We start from the raw sequence: 18,868 nt of genomic DNA, 5'->3' as shown, positions 1-18,868 counted from the left end.
TGACTTCCCATGACGATCAGGATCCGGCCACCACCCCCGCGACGGTCACCGCGTTCACCACGAGCAGCCACATCATCAGCTACAACATCACCGCGACCGCCCGGCGTTGATACCGCCCGACCGGCCTCCCCGGCCGTCGAGCCATCAGCGTGGACGAGGTCGTCGGCAGGCGCAGGGTCCGACCACGAACGCCGGTTGCCCTCCGGAGCGGAGGGCAACCGGCGCTCGGTCACGACACGTTGACCGCGGTGTCATCGAGGACGAAGGAGGTCTGCTTGGTGTAGTCCTCGATGCCGCTGAACTTGAGGGTCACGGTCTGGCCGGCGTAGGCGGCCAGGTTGAAGCCGTGCTGCTGGTAGCCGGCGGCGGCGTTGACGTTGGAGTAGGTCGCCAGGGTGGTGCCGTTCGCGGTCACCGTCAGCTTGTCGTACGCGGCGGTGCCGGGCTCGGCGGTGTCAATGTGCAGCCAGAAGCTGAAGTCGTAGCTGGTGCAGCCGGCCGGCAGGGTCACCGTCTGGGCGAGCGTGTCGGTGTTGGTGCTGCCGTATCCGTCCAGCCAGGCATCGTACGTGCCGGAGTGCGACGGCTCGCTGGAGCTGCTGTTGATGGTGCTGCTGCCGCCGGTGCTGGTCTCCGTCCAGCCGGCCGTCGAACCGGCCTCGAAGCCCGGGTTGGTGAGCAGCTGGGCCGCGGCGCAGCCGCTGCCGCCGGAGGGCTGAACGGTCCAGGTGAAGGTGGCGGAGGACGACGGACCGGTGGAGTCGGTCGCGGTGGCCGTCACGGAGTAGGTCCCGGCGGTGGTCGGGGTGCCGCTGATCAGCCCGGTCGAGGAGTTGAGGCTCAGGCCGGCGGGGAGGCCGGACGCGGTGTAGCTCAGGCTGCCCCCGGCGGTGTCGGTGGCCGAGAGCTGGAGGCTGGTGGCGCTGCCGGTGGTGGCCGTCCGGGCACCGGGGTTGGTGAGGCTGACGCTGCCGGCCGTGGTGCCGCCGCTGCCCGAGGCGAGCCAGGCGCTGGCGTTCAGGGCGAGCGCGGCATCGGTGCCGGCCGGGTCGTTCCAGCCGTCGTAGAGGGTCTTCCCCGCCGTGCCGGTGCCGTCGTCGATGGCCGAGCTGTCGCCCCAGAGGGCGAGCCGGCCCTTGCCGAAGGTGCTGGTCGCGAAGAAGGCGCCGGTGGTTCCGGAGTAGCCGGTGCGGTAGACGATGCCCTTGACCGAGGGGTTGTCGGCGGGCTTGAGGGTGAAGGTGGTTCCGTTGCGGATGATGCTGCCGGTGACGGTGCCGAAGGGCCCGTGCAGCACGGGGTCGGTGGCGTCGTTGATCGCGGTCGGGTTGTCGGTCTGGATGTTGAGCAGGTCGACCGAGAGCCCGAACGGGTCGTTGCTGTCGACCGAGTTGGTGGTCATCAGGTCGTTGATGATCGCGGGGGAGTCCCAGCCGTCGTTGTTGCGGTCGCTGACGGTGTGGTCGGAGATCAGGAAGAGGCCGCCGCCGTTCTGGACGAACTTCATCACCGCGGTCTTCTCCGCGTCGCTCAGCCGGATGTTCGGCTCGGGCAGCACGAACTCGTCGAAGTTGGCGAGGTCCAGCGCTCCACCGGTGCCGTAGGTGATGGTGGAACCGCTCGGCAGGGTCTTCAGGCTGTACTGGCCGGTCTTCTGGAGGGCCACGCCCCAGCTGGAGATGGCACCCGTCCAGTCGGTCTCGGACTGCGGGTTGGCGTTCTGCCCGAGCGGGTCCGGCTGGCTGGTGCTGATGATCCAGTCCGCGTTGCCGGCGGTCTCGGCCTTGCTGTTGTCGAACAGGATCCGGTGCTGCGTGGTCGTGGCGGCCGGCGTCGCCGCCGCAGCGCGGTGGGGTACGGCGGTCATCCCGGCGATCGCTGCCAGAGAGGCGGCGGTCAGGGCTAGCGGGCGGATGGTGCATCTCGATCTGAGCATGAGTCAGTCTCCTCGTGCTGTGGGGTGACAGAGGACGGTGCTACGCGCGTAGGCGCGCCGGACACCGTTCCATGATGGGGTAATCGGAGCTTGAACGGAGTACGTCGGATCGGTGTAACCGCTGCTCCGTCGCGCCTTCTGCGACTCCTTCGACCGGTCGCTCGAGCGCCTGGACGTGTCCTGAGCAGCCCTTCTAGGGGGACAGCGGTGGCTTGAAGCGTCGCAGATGCTGGAACGGCCTTCAGATTTGCCGAAAATGACGGTGCGTCTCGGCGCGAATTCTTCAGACGCACCGTCAAGCCTTGTGCCCTCTGCCCTCTGCCGTCTGCCTACTTGCCTTCGGCTTGCGGCGGCTACCGGCTGTACTGATCGTAGGTTGACGGGCCGCAGTTCGGTCGGCAGCGGCCGCGCCTCCCGGACGGCTTCACCGCGATGCCGCGAGGTCGAACGCCGCCGTCCTCTGGCACAACAACCAGGACTCCCCAAGGCGGTTGCAGCGGGCGGGCGGCCGTGGTGACCGAGCTCGGACAGCGGGGAACCGTCGCCGCCCCCGTCACGTCGAAGGGCCATGACGAACCGCAGTTCCGGGAACCGCCGCAGCGCGGCCCTGCTCCTCGGCGCCACGCTCGCCGCTCCGCTGCTCACCGGCTGCGGTAGCAGCGACACCGCCCCCGTGGTGGTCCGGGCCTCCGCGCCCGCCACCCCGGCTCCGGTCGACCCCGCACAGGTCACCGCGGTCTCCGCCGCCACCAATGCCTTCGGCCTGGACCTCCTGCACGCCCTCGCCGGTACGTCCGACGGCGCGAGCCGCAACCTCGTCCTCTCCCCGTCTGGCCTGGCCACCGCGCTCGCCATGGTGCTGCCCGGCGCCCGCGGTGCCACCGCCGACGAACTCGCCAGGGCCCTGCACACCGATCTCACCCCACAGCAGTACGCGCTCGCCGCCGGGGCACTGGACCGCCGCATCCCGCCCACCGACGGGCTCACCCTGCGCCAGACCGACGACCTCTGGGCCCAGCAGGGCTTCCCACTCGCCCAGGCGTACCTCGCCACTCTCGCCGCCGCCTTCGACACCGGCGTGCACACCACCGACTTCAAGAAGGACCCGGACGGCTCCCGCACGAAGGTCAATCAGGCCGTGGAGAAGGCCACCGACGGCCGGATCAAGGACCTCTTCAGCGAGAAGCAGATCACCAAGGACACCCGGCTGGCGCTAACCGACGCCCTCTACCTCAAGGCGAAGTGGGCCTCTCCGTTCAAGCACGCGCACACCTCGGACCAGCCGTTCCACCGCCTCGACGGCTCCACCCCAGCGGTCAGCACGATGAGCCAGAACAGCACCTTCCGCTACGCCGAAGGCTCCGGCGGCATCCTCGGCGAACCCTGGCAGGCCGTCGAACTCCCCTACGCGAAGAGCGGGTTGGCGATGGATCTGATCGTGCCCGCGCAGGGCGGCTTCGCCGCCTTCAGCAAGGCGCTGGACCAGGCCCAGCTCGACCGGATCCTCGGCGGGCTCGGCGAGCGGCAAATCGACCTCACCTTGCCGAAGTTCCACTTCGACACGTCCGACGACCTCGTCCCCGCCCTGCACGTGCTCGGCGTCCAGGCGGCCTTCGACAACCGCGCCGACTTCACCGGCCTCCTCGGGCCCGGGACGTCCGAGCGGCTCAAGGTCGGCGCTGTGGTGCAGAAGGCCACCATCCAGGTGGACGAGGACGGCACGGTGGCCGCGGCCGGCAGTGGGGTCGTCATGGTGCCGGGCGCCGCGGCCCCGACGAAGGCCGTCCAACTCCACATCGACCGGCCGTTCCTGTTCCTGATCCGGGACACCGCCTCGGGCCGGCCGGTCTTCCTCGGCCAGGTCACCGACCCGCAGGCGAGGTGACCGGGCCCGCTCACCGGGCCTGGGGTGGGATGCCGATCCCGGGTTCGCCGACGCCTGCGCCGAGGTGACGCGGGGCGCGGCTGTTGCTGCGCGAGCTGCCGTGGACCCTGGCCGACAACATGTCATCGGGGCGGGACGGTCAGCTGTGCTGCCAGGTCACCGAGAAGTTCCCGCCGCCGGAGAGGGTGGAGGTGGTGGCCTTGGTGGTGCTGCCCGATGCCATGTTGATCTGGTCGGGCGAGAAGTTGCCGATCGGCTGGCCGTTGGCGGTGGCGCTGGTGAAGCTTGCCGTGCCGAAGTTGGTGAGCGGGAGCACGCCGGTGCCACTGGAGGGTGCCTCGGCGATGATCTCGGCGGAGGCCAGAGCCGCGCTCTTCAGCGTCTTGTTGACGGTGTGGCTCCAGCCCTGAGTGGTGTCCGACAGCTTCAGGGTGAAGGAGCCGCTGCCGTTGGTGGTGACGCTCGCGGTGAAGTGGTCGCCGGGGCGGACGGTGCCGCTGAAGTTCACCGGGTAGGCCGGGTACATCTCGTACCAGGAGTAGTACTGCGGGGAGCCGCCCGAGCAGTCCACCTCGCTGCCGGTCTGCTCGACGGAGTTGCTGCCGTCACCGTCGAGGCCGATCCAGAAGCTGGAGTACGTGGTGGCGCTGGTGCACTTGCCCGCGGGCTGGACCCAACTCGCTGTGACGCTGGTGAACTTGGAGCCGGTCGCGGCGTATCCCGACCAGTTGCTGCTGGTGCTGTCGCGCCCAACGCCGCCGTGCAGGCCGACCACGTGCGGTCGTGCGGCGGATGCCATCGGCGCTTGCAGCGGCAGGGAGCCGGAGGCGGCGAGCGCCGGTACGGCGTTGCCGAGAACGGCCAGGACGGCGGCGGACACAGCGGTGCAACGGCGTATCGACATGGGTTCTCCGTGGGGGTGGAGGAGGCCCGTGGTGCTGCCTCGGAGACATGGGGGGTGTCATCGGCACAGGACCTTGGCTGCGCTCAGGCAAATGTAGGGGGAGGCAGCTCTCATGGGCGGTAACGAGTGCGCAAAGCTTGCTTTCTCATCTGACGCATCAGCAGAAACGGTGAAATATGGGTCGAGAGGTGGTCATTCGTCAGTTTCATATGGTCTGGGCGCCTTTGGTGCTAACAGCAATGGGGCTGGACGCGATGAGTGTCAATGAGTCGAAACGGGCGTCTGGGCGCGAACTCAAACGATCTCGCTGGGGGAAACCGGCGGTCATCGCCCCGCGCGGGCCTCCGAGGCGGGCGCCACCGGGGACCTGGCGGGCTCGGGAGCCCAGCACCCCCTGCCCGGCGGACAGTCGAAGGGAGCCGCCTTCCGGAAGCCTCTCGGCGAATCACGCCAGCGATTTCGGTGCGCTCTCGAGTGGCCAATCTCCCGCGCTCCCCGAAGGGCATCCGCTGTGCGCCCGACGCCTTCTCGAAGGTGCTGGATTCTCGGTCGTCCAAATGCTGTCGGCAGGGATGTGAATCCCCGTCACCACTTGTGGCTGCGCGGTGCACTGAGATCGTCCGTCGGCATCAAGGGCGGGCGTTGCCGACGACCTCTGCCAGCTCGCTGCATGCATCCACCGTCCGACGCGGGACACCTGACCGCTTCGGCGGCACGCTCGCCGAAGTCGCCACCCCCGCGCACGAGATCAGCCGCCGCCGCTCGGGAGAGCCACCTTCCGGCGGGACGGGAACGGGCAGACCCGCGGGCCGCCTCCTCTCCATCCGTCCACAAGCTGCCTGGCACGAAGGTGGCGGATCGGATCCGTCGACCGCGCTGCCCGCGGCTGGCAGGGTCGAAGGCAGCCCGCAGTCGGCGGGGCCCACTGCACCGGGGGAACTCCCTTGACGACGACATCCGACACCTGGGCGACCACCGGGCGGGGCGCGGGCGGGAGCCGGCCGCGGACCGCGGGCTGAGGCGAGCGCCATGGACGACCGCTACGAGCGCCACTGCCTCGCCGACCCGCTGTTCTACGACGACCCCGCCCGTGCCGAGCGCCCGGACGACCGCTTCGCCGCCGCCACCGCCGCGCTGCCGCCGGGTTGGCTGCGCCACGAGCACGGCCCCTGGGTGCACCTCCGGCCGCCGCACGCCCGACTGCCCGAGCAGGGCTGGAAGGTGCACGTCTCGGCGACCGTGGACGAGGCCGAGCGGGTGATCGACCAGCTCCTGGCGTACTGCCTGGAGCAGGAGCTGACCTGGAAGTTCCTGCGCAGCCGGGCCACCGTGCTGGCGCTGAACGGCAAGTACGCCGACCGGCGCTCCAGCGGCAAGCTGATCACGCTCTACCCGGAGGACGACGCCCGGCTCGAGCAGGTGCTCGACGAGCTGTCCACCGTCCTCAAGGGCGTCCCCGGCCCGTACGTGCTCAGCGACCTTCGCTACCGGGAGGGCCCGCTCTACCTGCGCTACGGCTCGTTCGCCGAGCGCTACTGCACCGACGAGCACGGCGAGCGGGTGCCGGCCATGCGCGGGCCGGACGGCGAGTTGGTGCCCGACACCCGTGGCACGGTCTTCACGGTCCCGGACTGGGCGCCGGTGCCGGAGGTCGTCGCGGCCCAGCTGGCCGCCGACCGCGAGCGGGAGAGCGAGACGGCCGCCGACTTCCCGTTCGAGGTGACCAAGGCGCTTCACTTCTCCAACGGCGGTGGGATCTACCTGGCCACCGACCAACGGGACGGCCGCCAGGTGGTCCTGCGCGAGGCCCGCCCGCACGCCGGGCTCGACCACACCGGCAGGGACGCCGTACAGCGGCTGCTGAGCGAGCGCCAGGTGCTGGAGGCGCTGGCCGGCGTCGACTTCGTGCCCGCGCTCTACGAGTACCGGCAGGTCTGGGAGCACCACTACCTGGTCGAGGAGTACATCGAGGGCGAGCGGCTGGAGGACGTCTTCACCCGCACCTGCCCGCTCGCCCACCCCGACCCGCGACCGGCGGAGCTGACCGAGTACACCGCCTGGGCGCTCGACGTGATCGACCAGGTGAGCGGCGTGCTGGCGGTGCTGCACGAGCGCGGGCTGGTCTTCGGCGACCTGCACCCCAACAACGTGCTGATCCGCCCGGACGGGCGCTGCGCGCTGGTCGACTTCGAGATCACCTTCCCGGCCGGCGACGCCACCGCTCCGCCGCTGGGCGCCACCGGCTTCGTCTCAACCGCGGCCCGGCGCGGCACGGCGGTGGACGCGTACGCGCTGGCCGCGCTGCGGCTCTACCTGTTCCTACCGCTGAACAACCTGCTCGGGCTGGACTCGGGCAAGGCCGAGCTGGCCGGCCGGGAGATCGCGCGGCGCTACCCCGTCGCATCCGGCTTCGGGGCCGAGGTCACCGACGCGCTGCACCGGGCGGCCGGCGGGCAGCTGCCGCCGGGAGCCACCGAGCGTCGCCCGGGGCCGCCGCGGCCGGCCTGGCCGCAGGCGCCGGCGGCGGACACCGAGGCCTGGCGTCCGGTGCTGGACTCGCTGGCCGCAGGCGTGCTGGCGATGGCCACGCCGGAGCGGACGGACCGTCTCTACCCCGGCGACGTCGCACAGTTCGGGCCGGGCCACGCAGGCCTGGGCCTGTCCTACGGCGCCGCCGGCGTGCTCCACGCGCTGCAGGCCTGCGGCCGGCCCGTTCCGCCCGAGCACGTCGACTGGCTGGTGACCAGGGCGAACGCGGCACCGGACCTGCCACCCGGACTGTACGACGGACTGACCGGCATCGCCTGGTCACTGGCCCGGCTGGGCGCGCCGCAGGCGGCCGGCGCGCTGGTCGAGCGACTGCTCGCCGGCGACCTGCCGATCGACCCGGGGCTCGGCTCCGGGCGGGCCGGTATCGCGCTCGGGCTGCTCGACCTGGCCGGCGCGCTCGGCCAGGACCGCCTCGCCGAGCGGGCCCTGGCACTCGGGCACGAGCTGGCCCGGGAGGAGCGGTCGCCACGGCTGCGCGGCCTGCTGGACGGCTGGAGCGGGCAGGCGTCGCTCTTCCTGCGACTGCACGGGCACACCGGCGAGCCGGACTGGCTGCGGGCGGCCGAGGCGGCGCTGGGCCGCGAGCTGGACGAAGCGGATTTCACCGACGGGATGCTCTTCCTGATCGAGGACCGCTACCGCCGCAAGCTGCCCTACCTGGCCGCGGGCGGGGCGGGCACTGCGGGCCTGATCGCCGAACTGGCCCGGCGCACCGGCCCGGACCGGCTGCCGACCCGCTTCACCGAGGCGCTGGCCGCCGCCGACCGCGCCTGCCTCCCGGACCTGGTCGCCGCGCCGGGCCTGTTCGAGGGCCGGGCCGGGCTGCTGCTGCACCTGGTCAGGAGCGGCCGCGGCGCCGGAGCCGACCGCCACCTGCGGCTGCTGGAGTGGCATGTGATGAACCACCAAGGTCATCTCGCGTTCCCGGGCCGCCGCTCTATGCGGCTCTCGGCGGACCTGGCCACCGGCGCGGCCGGGATCCTGGCCGCCCTGCACGGGGCGGCGCTCGGCCCGGTGCCGCTGCCCGGCATCACGGATTTCCCCCGGCCCTGACGTCGGGGGAGCACGAGGGTCACCTCGCGGTGGCCGAGACGATCACCGGAAAGGAGTGGGTCATGTCGCAGATCCTGGCCCTGCAGGGGCTCGAGAGCGAGAGCGGTTCGGGGCTCTACACCACGAACACCAACAGCCACTGGAGCAGCGAGGCGCACATGCGCGTCGAGCAGCCCGTCTCGGACGAGGCGGTGCGCTGATGTCGCAGATCCTCGCCCTGCAGGGGCTCGAGGCGGTCGAGACCCCGGACGCGCTGCCCAGCTTCATCAGCACCGTCTCGCACCTTTGGGTGGACGCGCCGGTCGAGGAGTAACGGCCGGTCCGCATTGGCGGCTGCCCGCCGGGTCCACCCCGACGGGCAGCCGCTTTTCGCGCGCCGCCCTGCCACGGCCTGGTCACGCACGGCCGCACGGCGACGCCGCCTCAGCTCGGCGCCGTGGCGTCCACCGGGACGGTCAGCCCCTCGCGCTCGGCCAGCACGCCGGCCTGGAACCGGCTCTGCGCGCCGAGGCGCTGCAGCAACTCGGCGATGTGGCGCCGACAGGTCCGGGTCGACATGCCGAGCCGTCGGGCGATCGTGTCGTCCTTCTCCCCGGCCGCGAGCAGCACGGCGATCGCGTCCTCGACCGAGCGGGACACCGTGCGGGCCGCGGTCGGCGCGGTGTCGTACGGGATCGCCTGGCCCCACTCGTGCTCGAAGAGCCGGACGAAGTAGGCCACCAAGGACGGTTCGCGGACCAGCAGCGCCCCACCGGTGGCGAGCCGGGCCGGCACGAAGGCGGTGGCCCGGTCCACCACGACCAGCTGGGCCGGCACCTCGGCGCGGGTCCGGATCTCCGCCCCCGCGGCCATGATCAGCTCCGCGTAGGACCGGGTGGGCGGGTCGAACCGGGTCAGGTGCTGGTACACGCTCCGCAGCCGGATCCCCCGCTCCAGCATGTCCAGGTCGCGGGGGAGCGACTCCATCAGGGCGGCCTTCGGGTGCCCGCCACCCGGCTGGACCGCCAGCACTTCGTCCTTGGCGGCGCCCACCGCGGAGGTGAGGGCCGAGCGGACCACGTGCATGTCCTCCAGGACCTCGACCGAGCCGTCCGAGCCGCCGCCCTCCGCCAGGTAGACCGGCCCCAGCGAGGCCACGTCGGCGCGCAACCTGGCCAGCTCCGCCTGCCGCCGGCTCAGCTCTGCCTCCTCGGCGCGCAGCCGTGCCTCCTCCTGCCCGGTCAGCCGCGCCGCGGCCGCCTCCGGTCCGACCGCCGCGAAGCAGCCCGGCTCTGCCGCCGGGCGCTGGACCAGCAGGCAGAGCGCCACCAGCAGGTCGACGGCCTGCCGGCACTCCTCCTCGGTGAGCCCGAGCTCGAGGGCGATCCGTGCCGGGTCGGCGTGGTCGATCCCCCGGTGCCGCACCGCCCACTCGTAGACCAGCCGTGCCTCGTGATCGAGCAGGGCCCCCTGCCCCGACGACTCGACCGCGTCCGGATTGACCGGATTCATCCACCCCTCCTCAGTCGGACATCATCTTCCTGTCCCCCTCGGACCCTGGCGCCCGCGGCCCGCTCTGGCGAATATCGAACAACCGCTCCGGAGTTGACCCGATCACCGGACGCGCCTACCGACCGCCACCAGCTGTCAAGAAGGATGCCATGAAGGAACCCGGAAACCTCCGCCGTGCGCTCACCGCACTCGTGCTGGCGGCCGTCCTCGGCCCGGTCGCGGGCCTGACCGGCACCCTCGAACCGGCCGGCGGCCGGGCCACCACCGTGCAGGCCAACACGAGTTGGGGCTGGCCGGTCTGCGTCCCGCACTGGGCCGGGCCGGACCCGTGCAAGCACGAGCCGCGCCCGAAGTGGCCCGGCACCACCTGAGCCCCCGGAGCAGTGGCCGTCCCCGACCCGACCCCAGCGAGGAGCCCGCGGATGGACACCTCGGTCACCGCCGACCCCACCCCCGAGATCGACCACGATGCCGTCACGTTCTACTCCTGGGCCACCCGGCAGGACCGGTTCGACGCGGCCGACCTGCACCGGGCCGGCGCGGAGACCGGCCTCAGCGCCACCGCCTGCCGCGCCGCCATCGGCGCGCTGCGGCGCCGGGGTCTGCTGCAGCCCGCGCCCGGCGGTGCCCTGGTGGCGACCGGGCCTCGCGAGGCCGCGGCTGCGCTGACCCGCGCGCAGGCCGAACTGGACCGCAGCGCCGCCGAGTTGCTGATCCGCCGGCAGCGGATCGAGCAGACCTGGACGGCCGTGCAGGCGGTGCGGTCGCGGCCGGCCCACGGCGGTCCCGCCGAACAGCTGGAGGTCCTGTCGGACCCCGGCACGGTGCGCGAGGTGGTCGGCGACCGGCTGCTGCGGGCCCGCCGGGAGGTGTCCGTCTGCTGCCCCGGCGGTGACGCGGCCGCGGCGGCGCTGGCCGACCTGGTGCTGGGCGACCTGCCACGGACCGGCCCCCGGGTGCGCACCCGGATCGTCCACCAGCACCCGGCGCGCTTCCACCGGCCCACCCAGCACCAGGCCCAGGCCGCGGTCCGGGCCGGCGCCGAGGTGCGGACCACCGGGGAGAGCTGCGGCCCGCTGCTGGTCATCGACCGGGTGACCGCCTTCCTGCCGGAGCGGGACCACCCCGAGGGGTTGGTGCTGGTCGCGCAGCCCTCGGTGGTGGCCCACCTGGCCGACTCCTTCGAGACGCTCTGGCACCAGGGCGCGGTCTTCCGCAGCGGGCCGGCCGCCGCTCGCGCCGTCTCCGACGAGCTCCGGGCCACGGTACTGCGCCTGCTCGCCGACGGCCTGAAGGACGAAGTCATCGCCCGCAGGCTCGGGCTCTCGCTGCGCAGTTGCCGACGGCACATCGCCGGGCTGTACAGCTCGCTGGGTGCGGACAGCCGCTTCCAGGCGGGCGTGCTGGCCGAGCGCCACGGCCTCACCGGGTGCGCGGCGGCGACCGCATCCGCGCCGACCGTCGCACCCGCTCCCGCGTCCCCGCCCGCCGCCGTGGCCGCACCCGTCGAGGCTTCGGCGCCGGCGGCCGCTGTTCCCGCCGCCGTCGCCTGCGCCGGCGGGCGCCGCTGAGCGGCCGCCGCCCCGCACCCACCCCCAGACGTCCGACGCCCGGCCCGCACGGCGGCCAGGCGCTCGGCTGCTCCACCCTGCCCACCCGGGCAGGCCCGACCAGTCACACCATCCGAAAGGAGCACCACCATGGGTACCTCCCAACACGCCGACCTCGCCGGCAAGTTCGCTGCGCTGACCCGCCAGACCGCGCTGTCGGTCGCGGTCGCGGCCGCCATCGGCGGCGCGGTCTTCGTTCCCGCCGCGCAGGCCCAGGCCGCCACCCCGACCGTCTCGGCGGGCCACGTCGTGCCGGACAAGTGCGGCGAGTGCCACCCGGACGTCATCTGACGCCCGTCCCCCCGGGTGCCCCGCCGGCCTCCCACGGTCCGGCGGGGCACAGCCGCTCTGGCTCTGGCTCCGGCCCGGCCGGACCGCACACACGAGAAGAGGAGTGACGGGCCATGGACTGGTTCGAACGCTGCGTGGCCGACCCGGAGGCCTTCCTTCGGACCCAGTGGCGGCGCGGCCCCGCCCTGCTGCGCCCCGCCGACCCCCCGACCGACCTGCTCACCCCCACCGACCTGGACGCCCTGCTCGACGCAGGCACCCTGCGCACGCCCTACGCGGGCCTGTTCACCGCTGCCGGGACCGTCCCGGAGGAGCGCTTCTGTCCGCCCCGGACCATCGCAGGCAACCCGCTCGGCGGCTGCCCGGACCCCGACCTCGTGCGGGCCCTGATCCGCGACGAGGCGGCCACCCTCCAACTGCGCTACCTCAACCACTGGCACCCCGGGGTGCGCGAACTCACCGATGCCCTGACCGGGCAACTGGGCCGGCTCACCGAGGCATTCCTCTTCTACTCGCAGCCCGGACGCCACGGGCCGGTCCACCGCGACGACGGCGACATCCTGGTGATCCAGCTGAGCGGCACCAAGCACTGGCAGGTGTACGCCGGCCCCACCGACCCCGCCTGGCAGCCCGTCCGCGAGGAGCACCCGGGAGCGCCCGTACTGGAGACCCTGGTGCACCCGGGCGAGGTCCTCTACGTGCCCAACGGCTACGCCCACACCGCCCGCGCCACCGGGGCCGGGCCCTCGCTGCACCTGACCGTCGTGCTGCGCGAGGCGGGCGCCGGCCACCTGCGTGCCCGGCTGCGCACGCTGCTCGCCGACGGCCTCGCGCTGCCCGCCCGCCCGCTCGACGAGGAAGCCCTGCTCCGGGTCGCCGCCGAGATGCTGGAGCACCTGCGTGCCCGGCTCGCCGCCACCACCCCCGAGGCCCTGGTCGCCGCCGCCCGCCGCACCGCGTGCAGCAGCCGCCCCACCGCCTGACCACCTTGACGGAGAACCGATCGTGACGGAAAACTGGCTGCGCCGCTGCGTGGCCGACGAAGCCCACTTCCGCACCGCGCTGTGGCGCACCGCCCCCGCCGTGCTGCGTCCGGCCGACCCGCCGCTCGTGGTGCTGCCCGAGGCCGAGGTGGACCAACTGCTCGACCACGGGCTGCTGAAGGTCCCCTACATCGGCCTGGTCCAGCGCGACGCCCACCTGCCCGCCGCCCGCTTCTGCCAACCGCGCGTGGTGCTGGGCGAGTTGGTGCAGGACTACGCCGACGGCCAGGCGGTCCGCGACCTGGTCGAGCAGGAGCGGGCCACCGTGTTGCTGCGCTACGTCGACCAGTGGCACCAGGGCGTCCGCGCGCTCGCCCGCGGCCTCGCCGGGCAACTCGGCCGCCACGTCGAGGCGTTCTGGTTCCGCACCCCCGCCGGCACCCAGGGCCGCCCGGTGCACCGCGACGACGCCGACGTGCTGGCCATCCAGCTCGGCGGCACCAAGCGCTGGTGGGTACACGGCGGGCCCGTGGACGGCAACTGGATCCCGGAGCGGGAGGACGGCGACCCGGGCGAGGTCCTGCTGGAGGCAGTGCTGCGCCCCGGCGAGGTGCTCTACATCCCCCGGGGCTTCGCCCACCGCGCCCGCGCCGAGGGGACCGGACCCTCGACCCACCTTTCCCTGACCATCCGCGAGGCCGCCACCGCCAACCTCTACGCGCTGGCCGAGGCCCTGCTCGTCGACTGCTGCGAGCTGCCCGGCCGCCCGCTCGACGACACCGCCCTGCACAACGCGGCCGCCGACCTGCTCACCCACGCGAGCGCCACCCTGGCCCAACTGACCCCCACCGACCTGGTCGCCCTCGCCCGCACCGCGATGCTCCAGGCAGGGTAGGTGGCGCCTACCGTCCGCCGGACACCGCGGCACGTGGACGGCGCCGCCGGGCGGAGCAGTGGTTCGTGGCGGCGACCGTGCCGTGTGGAGGGGGCCGCCCGTGGTCTGCCGATCGCGCCGGTTCACGGCGCGGCCCGCAACCGTCCCTGGTGTCGGGCCGGGCCGGCGGGAGCCGAGTTGGCTACCGGTCAACGCTCCGAGTCCTGGGCCCGCCATCGCCGGAGAGCCGACCGTCTGCTGTTCCATCGGTGTTCAACCGCCCGCTCCTGACTGCGCCCCGTCAACGCCTTAGGTTCCCTGGGGGACTGCGAGAAGGAGCCATGGACGACACACAACTTGCGGTGCGGGCACGTGGATTGACGAAGTACTTCGGTGACGTCGTGGCGCTCGACGGTGTCGGGCTGGACTTGGCGCCCGGGCGGATCCACGGGCTGGCCGGACCGAACGGTGCCGGGAAGACGACGCTGCTCGGGTTGCTGCTCGGGCTGGCCGTCGCCGACGACGGCGAGTTGGAGGTGTTGGGCAGACCGGTCGGGCGGGCCTTGGCGGCGCCGCACGGAGTGGCCGGGTTCGTGGACGGGCCCGGGTTGTACCCGTCGCTGACCGCGCGGAAGAACCTGGCCGCGATGGCGGCGCTGAGCGGGCCGGACCCGCGGGCGGGGCGGATCGACGAGGTACTGGCCGAGGTCGGGCTGACCGAGGTCGCCGACGACCGGGTGCGGGGGTTCTCGCTGGGAATGCGGCAGCGGCTCGGCCTGGCCGCGGCGCTGCTCACGAATCCGCGGCTGCTGGTGCTCGACGAGCCTTCCAACGGTCTGGACCCGGCGGGCAAGCAGCACGTGCACCGGGCGCTGCAGCGGCTCGCGGCCGACGGAGTGACCGTCGTGCTGTCCAGTCACCGCATGGACGACCTCCAGGTGCTGTGCGACGAGGTCACGATCCTCGCGACCGGGCGCGTCCGGTTCTCCGGCCCGCTGGAGAAATTGGCGGCCGAGAACCGCGAACTCGAGTACCGCCTGTTCACCTCCGAGCCGCAGGTCGCGCGGCGGGTGGCCGGCGGGGCTGCGGGGGTGCGGGCCGTGGAGGAGGCCGGCGCGCGGCGCGGGGACGAGGCACTGGTCGTTCGCGCCTCGGCGCCGGCCGTCGAGGAGTTGGTGGCCGCGCTGGTGCACGCGGGCGTGCGGGTGCGCGAAGTCACGCCCGTGGTTTCGGCGTTGGAGGCCGCATTCCTCGCCTTGACCGAACAGCAGGAGGGTCAGCAATGAGCACGGCCATGGTCGGGGACACGGTGGCCGGTGCCGGCGTCGCAGCCGAGGCGCGACGGGTACCGGTGAGCCGCGCGTACCGCTTCGAGGTGGTCAAACTCGTCTCCCAGTGGCGGATCCGGCTGCTGATGCTGGCCTGTTGGACCCTGCCGGGGCTGTTCGTGGCCGCGGTGGCCCAGCAGGGCACGCTGCCGTCCGACACACTGTTCGGCCGCTGGATGCACGCCACGGGCTGGGCCGGCCCGCTGGTGGTGCTGGGGTTCTCGGGCTCGTGGGCGCTGCCGCTGCTGACCTCCGTCGTCGCGGGCGACGTGTTCGCCGCCGAGGACCGGCTCGGAACCTGGCGGCACCTGCTGGTGACGGTTCGCTCGCCGCGGCGGATCTTCGTGGCGAAGGCACTGGCGAGCGGGACCGTGATCGTGCTGCTGGTGGCCGGGTTGGTGGCCGCAAGCACGGTGGGCGGGTTGGTGGCGGTCGGGAACCAGCCCCTGGTCGGCGTCGACGGGCACCTGCTGTCCCCGCCGGACGCGGCGGGGAGCGTGCTGCTGGCGTGGGGGTGCGCGCTGGCGCCCACGCTGGCGCTGGCCGCGATCGGGCTGCTCGGCTCCGTCATCCTGGGGCGCTCGCCGATGGGGCTGCTCGTCCCCGCGTTGGCGGCGGTCGCGATGCAGCTCGCGCAGATGCTGCCGCTGCCGGTGGCGCTGCGCCTCGCGCTGCCCGGCTACGCCTTCGTCTCCTGGAACGGGGTGTTCGCCGACCCCGTGCAGCTCGACGAGTTGCTGATCGCCATCGCGGTGAGCCTGGTGTGGGTCGGGGTGGCGACCGCGGCGGCCTATCGGCTCTTCGTGCGGCGGGACTTCACAGGCGGCAACGAGGACGGTACGGGGCGCCGCGCGCTCGCCTTCGGGGTGCTGCCGCTCGCCGGTCTGCTCGTGCTGACCTTCGGTGCGGTCGCCGTGGCCACGCCCTCGACGGGCTCGGGGATCTCGCAAGCGAAGGTGCAGCAGTCGGTCGCGACCGTGTTCTCGCACCTCTACCGGCTGCAGACCGAGCAACTGCACCGCCCTGCCGTCACGGAGACACAGCTGCAGGTCACGGCGGTGTGCGACCGGGGTGACGGCCAGGTCGACCCGGTGGGGCCGGGCAACGACTGGCGCTGCGTCGTCACCTGGCACCTGCCCGGTACGGCAGCGCCGGGGACGGCGATCTACCAGCTCGACGTGGCCCCGGACGGACGGCTGATGGCCGACGGCGACGGACCGAAGGAAGTGAACGGCTACTTCCTGGTGCACACCCGGACCGGGGACGCGCCGAACCCGCTGTGGCAGTTCGACGGCCAGGTCGAGCTGCTCTCCTCCTGAACGAACTCCCCGAACCCCCGAACCCCCGGACCCCCGGAACCCCCGCACTCAACCGACTCGACGAACTCCCCAAACTCAACGAAGGGATGACGCCATGCAGGTAACGCGTCGTCGACGCGTCCAGGAGGAGCACTCCGTCCTTCTCGGCCGGCGTATGCGCCGCCGCGCCACGCTCGCCACGGCATGCATCACGGCGGTGGCCGTGGCCACGGGCACGGCTTTCGCTACCACCCGTCAGTTCGGCACGGACCGGGTCGGTCAGGTCACCGCCAATGGCCAGGTCGTCTCCAGCGACCAGTACATCGCCCCGTACGGCAGTCGGCTCGTCATCAACGACGGCAAGATCATGGCGTCCACGGTCAGCCAGGACGGCGGTCACCTGGCCGCCTCGGTCGCCGACGGCGACGCGTCGCTGGTCGTGGTGGACCTGAAGACCGGGCGGGTGCAGCAGCGCGTCGGCAAGGCCAAGGCGGACGACCTGCACCTGAGTGACGGCTCGGTCGGCCAGGCGGCCCCGGTGTACTCGCCGGACGGCTCGCAGCTGTGGCTGGGCCAGCTCGACGGCTACACCAGGTTCACCGTGAACGCCGACGGATCCCTGTCCAACCCGGTGAAGGTGTCGATCCCGGCCGACGGGGACAAGCGCGCGCTGGCGTCGGGCGCGGTGTTCTCCGCCGACGGCTCGACGGTGTACGCGGCGGTCAACGGGCAGAACCGGGTGGTCGCGATCAACGCGGCGACCGGAGCGATCGGGCGCAGCTGGACGGTCGGCAACGCGCCGCGCGGCATGGTGCAGGTCGGCCACAAGCTGTACGTCAGCAATGAGGGCGGGCGTGCGGCCACGCCCGATGACGACACGCTCAACTCCTACGGCACGCAGGTGGTAGCCGACCCGGCGACCGGTGCCACGACCACGGGAACCGTCAGCGTGATCGACCTCGCGGACCCGGCCGCCGCCGTCGGGTCCATCGCCGTCGGCCTGCACCCGACGGCGGTGTACGCCAAGAACGGGGCGCTGTTCGTCACCGACACCGCCAGCGACGAGGTGTCGGTCATCGACACCAAGCAGGACGAGGTCGTGCAGCGCATCTCCACCAAGCCGTGGCCGGAGGCGTCAGTGGGCTATGAGCCCGACGCGGTGACGCTCACCGACGACGGGCACCTGCTGGTCACCCTCGGTCGCGCCAACGCGGTGGCCGTCTACCGCTACACCAGCCCGCAGGAGCCGGTCGGCTACGTCGGCCTGCTGCCCACGGACTACTTCCCGACGGAGATCACCACCGTCGGCTCGAAGGTGGTCGTCTCCAACACCCGCGGCATCGACGCGCGGCGGCCCGACTCCACCGGCGCGCACAACACCCACGACACGACCTCCAGCCTGACCCAGTTCACGCTGCCCGGCGACCGGGGGATCCGGTCCCAGACCGCCAAGGTCTTCCGGCAGAACGGCTGGACCAGCGGCGCGGTCCAGACGACCGGCCGGCACAAGGCGAAGCCGGTGCCGGTGCCGGCGCGGATCGGCGACCCGTCAACGATCAAGCACGTCTTCCTGATCGTCAAGGAGAACCGGACTTACGACCAGCTCCTCGGCGACATGGCGAAGGGCAACGGGGATTCGAAGCTGACCCAGTTCGGCGCGAACGTGACGCCGAACCAACACGCGCTGGCCGAGCAGTTCGGGCTCTACGACAACACCTACGACATCGGCACGAACTCCGCCGAGGGCCACAACTGGCTGATGCAGGCGGACAACCCGGAGTACACCGAGTCCTCGGCCGGTGAGTACGAGCGCAGCTACGACACCGAGGACGACGGTCTGGGCCACCAGAGGTCGGGCTTCCTGTGGACGGGCGCGCAGGCGGCGGGCCAGGACGTGCGGGACTTCGGGGAGTTCCACCAGTTCCTGACCAAGCCCGACGGCGCGAGCTGGCAGAACCTGTACTGCGACGCGAAGAACATGGACGCGACCGGGCAGGAGAGCACCTACCCCCTCAAGTCGTCGTCGCCGATCCCCTCGCTCAACAGCGTGTCGGTGCCAGGCTTCCCCAAGTTCGACCTCGACGTGCCGGACCAGTACCGGTACCAGATCTGGAAGCAGGACTTCGAGCAGAACGGTCCGGCGAACCTCAACGTGCTGTGGCTGTCCAGCGACCACACCGGTGGTCCGGCGAGCCCGGCCGCGCAGGTCGCCGACAACGACCTGGCGGTCGGCAAGATCGTCGACGAGATCTCGCACAGCGGGTACTGGAAGGACTCGGCGATCTTCGTGGTCGAGGACGACTCACAGGCAGGCCTCGACCACGTGGACGGCCACCGCGCCCCGATCCAGATCATCAGCCCCTGGGCGCAGCACGGGACCGTCGACAGCCGCTACTACTCGCAGATCACGATGGTCCGCACCATCGAGCAGATCCTCGGGATCCACCCGATGAACCAGAAGGACAGCGCGGCCAGCCCGATGGCCACGGCCTTCACCGACAAGCCGGACTACAAGCCGTTCACGGCGGTGCCCAACCGGACCTCGCTGACCGACGGCCTGGGGGGGGGGGACGGGGGGGGGGGGGGGGGGGGGGGGGGGGGGGGAAAAAAAACGAAGGAGGATCCTGTTGGGGAACAGCAACCTGGTGGGGGGGAGGGAGTCTCC

At 72.4% G+C, this 18,868-nt stretch carries 14 protein-coding genes; 11 read left to right on the top strand and 3 right to left on the bottom strand.

What is annotated here, in order from left to right:
• Positions 1–229: 229 nt before the first annotated feature.
• Entirely contained in the window at positions 230–1,936 is a 1,707-nt protein-coding gene (locus ACZ5ON_RS25230) for a putative Ig domain-containing protein (protein ID WP_465596924.1), read from the bottom strand.
• A 568-nt stretch (positions 1,937–2,504) separates the two neighbouring features.
• Here ACZ5ON_RS25230 and ACZ5ON_RS25225 point away from each other — a divergent pair.
• A complete protein-coding gene (locus tag ACZ5ON_RS25225) occupies positions 2,505–3,821 on the top strand; it encodes a serpin family protein (protein ID WP_465596921.1) in 1,317 nt (438 codons plus the stop codon).
• Between the two features lie 139 nt (positions 3,822–3,960).
• Here ACZ5ON_RS25225 and ACZ5ON_RS25220 read toward each other — a convergent pair whose 3' ends face one another.
• Positions 3,961–4,725: a G1 family glutamic endopeptidase gene (locus tag ACZ5ON_RS25220; RefSeq protein ID WP_465596918.1), complete on the bottom strand. Its 765-nt coding sequence runs from the start codon at positions 4,723–4,725 to the stop codon at positions 3,961–3,963.
• A gap of 1,029 nt (positions 4,726–5,754) precedes the next feature.
• On the opposite strand from ACZ5ON_RS25220, the gene lanKC reads away from it, so the two are divergent.
• Positions 5,755–8,328: a class III lanthionine synthetase LanKC gene (gene lanKC, locus ACZ5ON_RS25215; RefSeq protein WP_465596915.1), complete on the top strand. Its 2,574-nt coding sequence runs from the start codon at positions 5,755–5,757 to the stop codon at positions 8,326–8,328.
• Positions 8,329–8,390: 62 nt separating this feature from the next.
• Positions 8,391–8,528: a hypothetical protein gene (locus ACZ5ON_RS25210; RefSeq protein ID WP_465596912.1), complete on the top strand. Its 138-nt coding sequence runs from the start codon at positions 8,391–8,393 to the stop codon at positions 8,526–8,528.
• A gap of 223 nt (positions 8,529–8,751) precedes the next feature.
• On the opposite strand, the gene ACZ5ON_RS25205 is transcribed toward ACZ5ON_RS25210, so the two are convergent.
• Positions 8,752–9,819, bottom strand: a complete 1,068-nt coding sequence (locus ACZ5ON_RS25205; protein ID WP_465596909.1) for a helix-turn-helix transcriptional regulator — start codon at positions 9,817–9,819, stop codon at positions 8,752–8,754.
• Between the two features lie 149 nt (positions 9,820–9,968).
• Between ACZ5ON_RS25205 and ACZ5ON_RS25200 the strand changes: the two genes are divergently transcribed.
• From ACZ5ON_RS25200 to ACZ5ON_RS25165, 8 genes are all read left to right on the top strand, one after another.
• Positions 9,969–10,190 (top strand): hypothetical protein, encoded by a 222-nt coding sequence (locus ACZ5ON_RS25200; RefSeq protein WP_465596906.1) that lies wholly within the window; start codon positions 9,969–9,971, stop codon positions 10,188–10,190.
• A 51-nt stretch (positions 10,191–10,241) separates the two neighbouring features.
• On the top strand, positions 10,242–11,390 hold the full coding sequence (locus ACZ5ON_RS25195; protein ID WP_465596903.1) for a helix-turn-helix transcriptional regulator: 1,149 nt from the start codon (positions 10,242–10,244) through the stop codon (positions 11,388–11,390).
• A 129-nt stretch (positions 11,391–11,519) separates the two neighbouring features.
• Positions 11,520–11,720 carry a hypothetical protein gene (locus ACZ5ON_RS25190; RefSeq protein WP_465596900.1) on the top strand — a complete coding sequence of 67 codons (201 nt, stop codon included), beginning with the start codon at positions 11,520–11,522 and terminating at the stop codon, positions 11,718–11,720.
• A 113-nt stretch (positions 11,721–11,833) separates the two neighbouring features.
• Positions 11,834–12,703: a JmjC domain-containing protein gene (locus tag ACZ5ON_RS25185; protein ID WP_465596897.1), complete on the top strand. Its 870-nt coding sequence runs from the start codon at positions 11,834–11,836 to the stop codon at positions 12,701–12,703.
• 22 nt (positions 12,704–12,725) lie between these two features.
• Complete coding sequence (locus ACZ5ON_RS25180; protein WP_465596894.1) at positions 12,726–13,598, top strand: JmjC domain-containing protein; 873 nt, start codon at positions 12,726–12,728, stop codon at positions 13,596–13,598.
• Positions 13,599–13,918: 320 nt separating this feature from the next.
• On the top strand, positions 13,919–14,863 hold the full coding sequence (locus tag ACZ5ON_RS25175; protein WP_465596891.1) for an ABC transporter ATP-binding protein: 945 nt from the start codon (positions 13,919–13,921) through the stop codon (positions 14,861–14,863).
• Positions 14,860–16,224, top strand: coding sequence for an ABC transporter permease (locus ACZ5ON_RS25170; protein ID WP_465596888.1), 1,365 nt, complete (start codon positions 14,860–14,862; stop codon positions 16,222–16,224). Before ACZ5ON_RS25175 ends, ACZ5ON_RS25170 begins: the two co-directional genes overlap by 4 nt.
• Positions 16,225–16,318: 94 nt before the next feature.
• On the top strand, positions 16,319–18,868 hold a 2,550-nt coding region (locus ACZ5ON_RS25165; protein WP_465596885.1), incomplete at its 3' end, for a bifunctional YncE family protein/alkaline phosphatase family protein.

The sequence above is a fragment of the Kitasatospora sp. NPDC032150 genome (assembly GCF_055579945.1).
This window is presented reverse-complemented; position numbering and strand designations above follow the sequence as displayed.

Coding starts and splice junctions, on each gene's coding strand:
- ACZ5ON_RS25230 (WP_465596924.1), bottom strand. CDS start 1,936: ATGCTCAGATCGAGATGCACCATCCGCCCGCTAGCCCTGACCGCCGCC.
- ACZ5ON_RS25225 (WP_465596921.1), top strand. CDS start 2,505: ATGACGAACCGCAGTTCCGGGAACCGCCGCAGCGCGGCCCTGCTCCTC.
- ACZ5ON_RS25220 (WP_465596918.1), bottom strand. CDS start 4,725: ATGTCGATACGCCGTTGCACCGCTGTGTCCGCCGCCGTCCTGGCCGTT.
- lanKC (WP_465596915.1), top strand. CDS start 5,755: ATGGACGACCGCTACGAGCGCCACTGCCTCGCCGACCCGCTGTTCTAC.
- ACZ5ON_RS25210 (WP_465596912.1), top strand. CDS start 8,391: ATGTCGCAGATCCTGGCCCTGCAGGGGCTCGAGAGCGAGAGCGGTTCG.
- ACZ5ON_RS25205 (WP_465596909.1), bottom strand. CDS start 9,819: ATGAATCCGGTCAATCCGGACGCGGTCGAGTCGTCGGGGCAGGGGGCC.
- ACZ5ON_RS25200 (WP_465596906.1), top strand. CDS start 9,969: ATGAAGGAACCCGGAAACCTCCGCCGTGCGCTCACCGCACTCGTGCTG.
- ACZ5ON_RS25195 (WP_465596903.1), top strand. CDS start 10,242: ATGGACACCTCGGTCACCGCCGACCCCACCCCCGAGATCGACCACGAT.
- ACZ5ON_RS25190 (WP_465596900.1), top strand. CDS start 11,520: ATGGGTACCTCCCAACACGCCGACCTCGCCGGCAAGTTCGCTGCGCTG.
- ACZ5ON_RS25185 (WP_465596897.1), top strand. CDS start 11,834: ATGGACTGGTTCGAACGCTGCGTGGCCGACCCGGAGGCCTTCCTTCGG.
- ACZ5ON_RS25175 (WP_465596891.1), top strand. CDS start 13,919: ATGGACGACACACAACTTGCGGTGCGGGCACGTGGATTGACGAAGTAC.
- ACZ5ON_RS25170 (WP_465596888.1), top strand. CDS start 14,860: ATGAGCACGGCCATGGTCGGGGACACGGTGGCCGGTGCCGGCGTCGCA.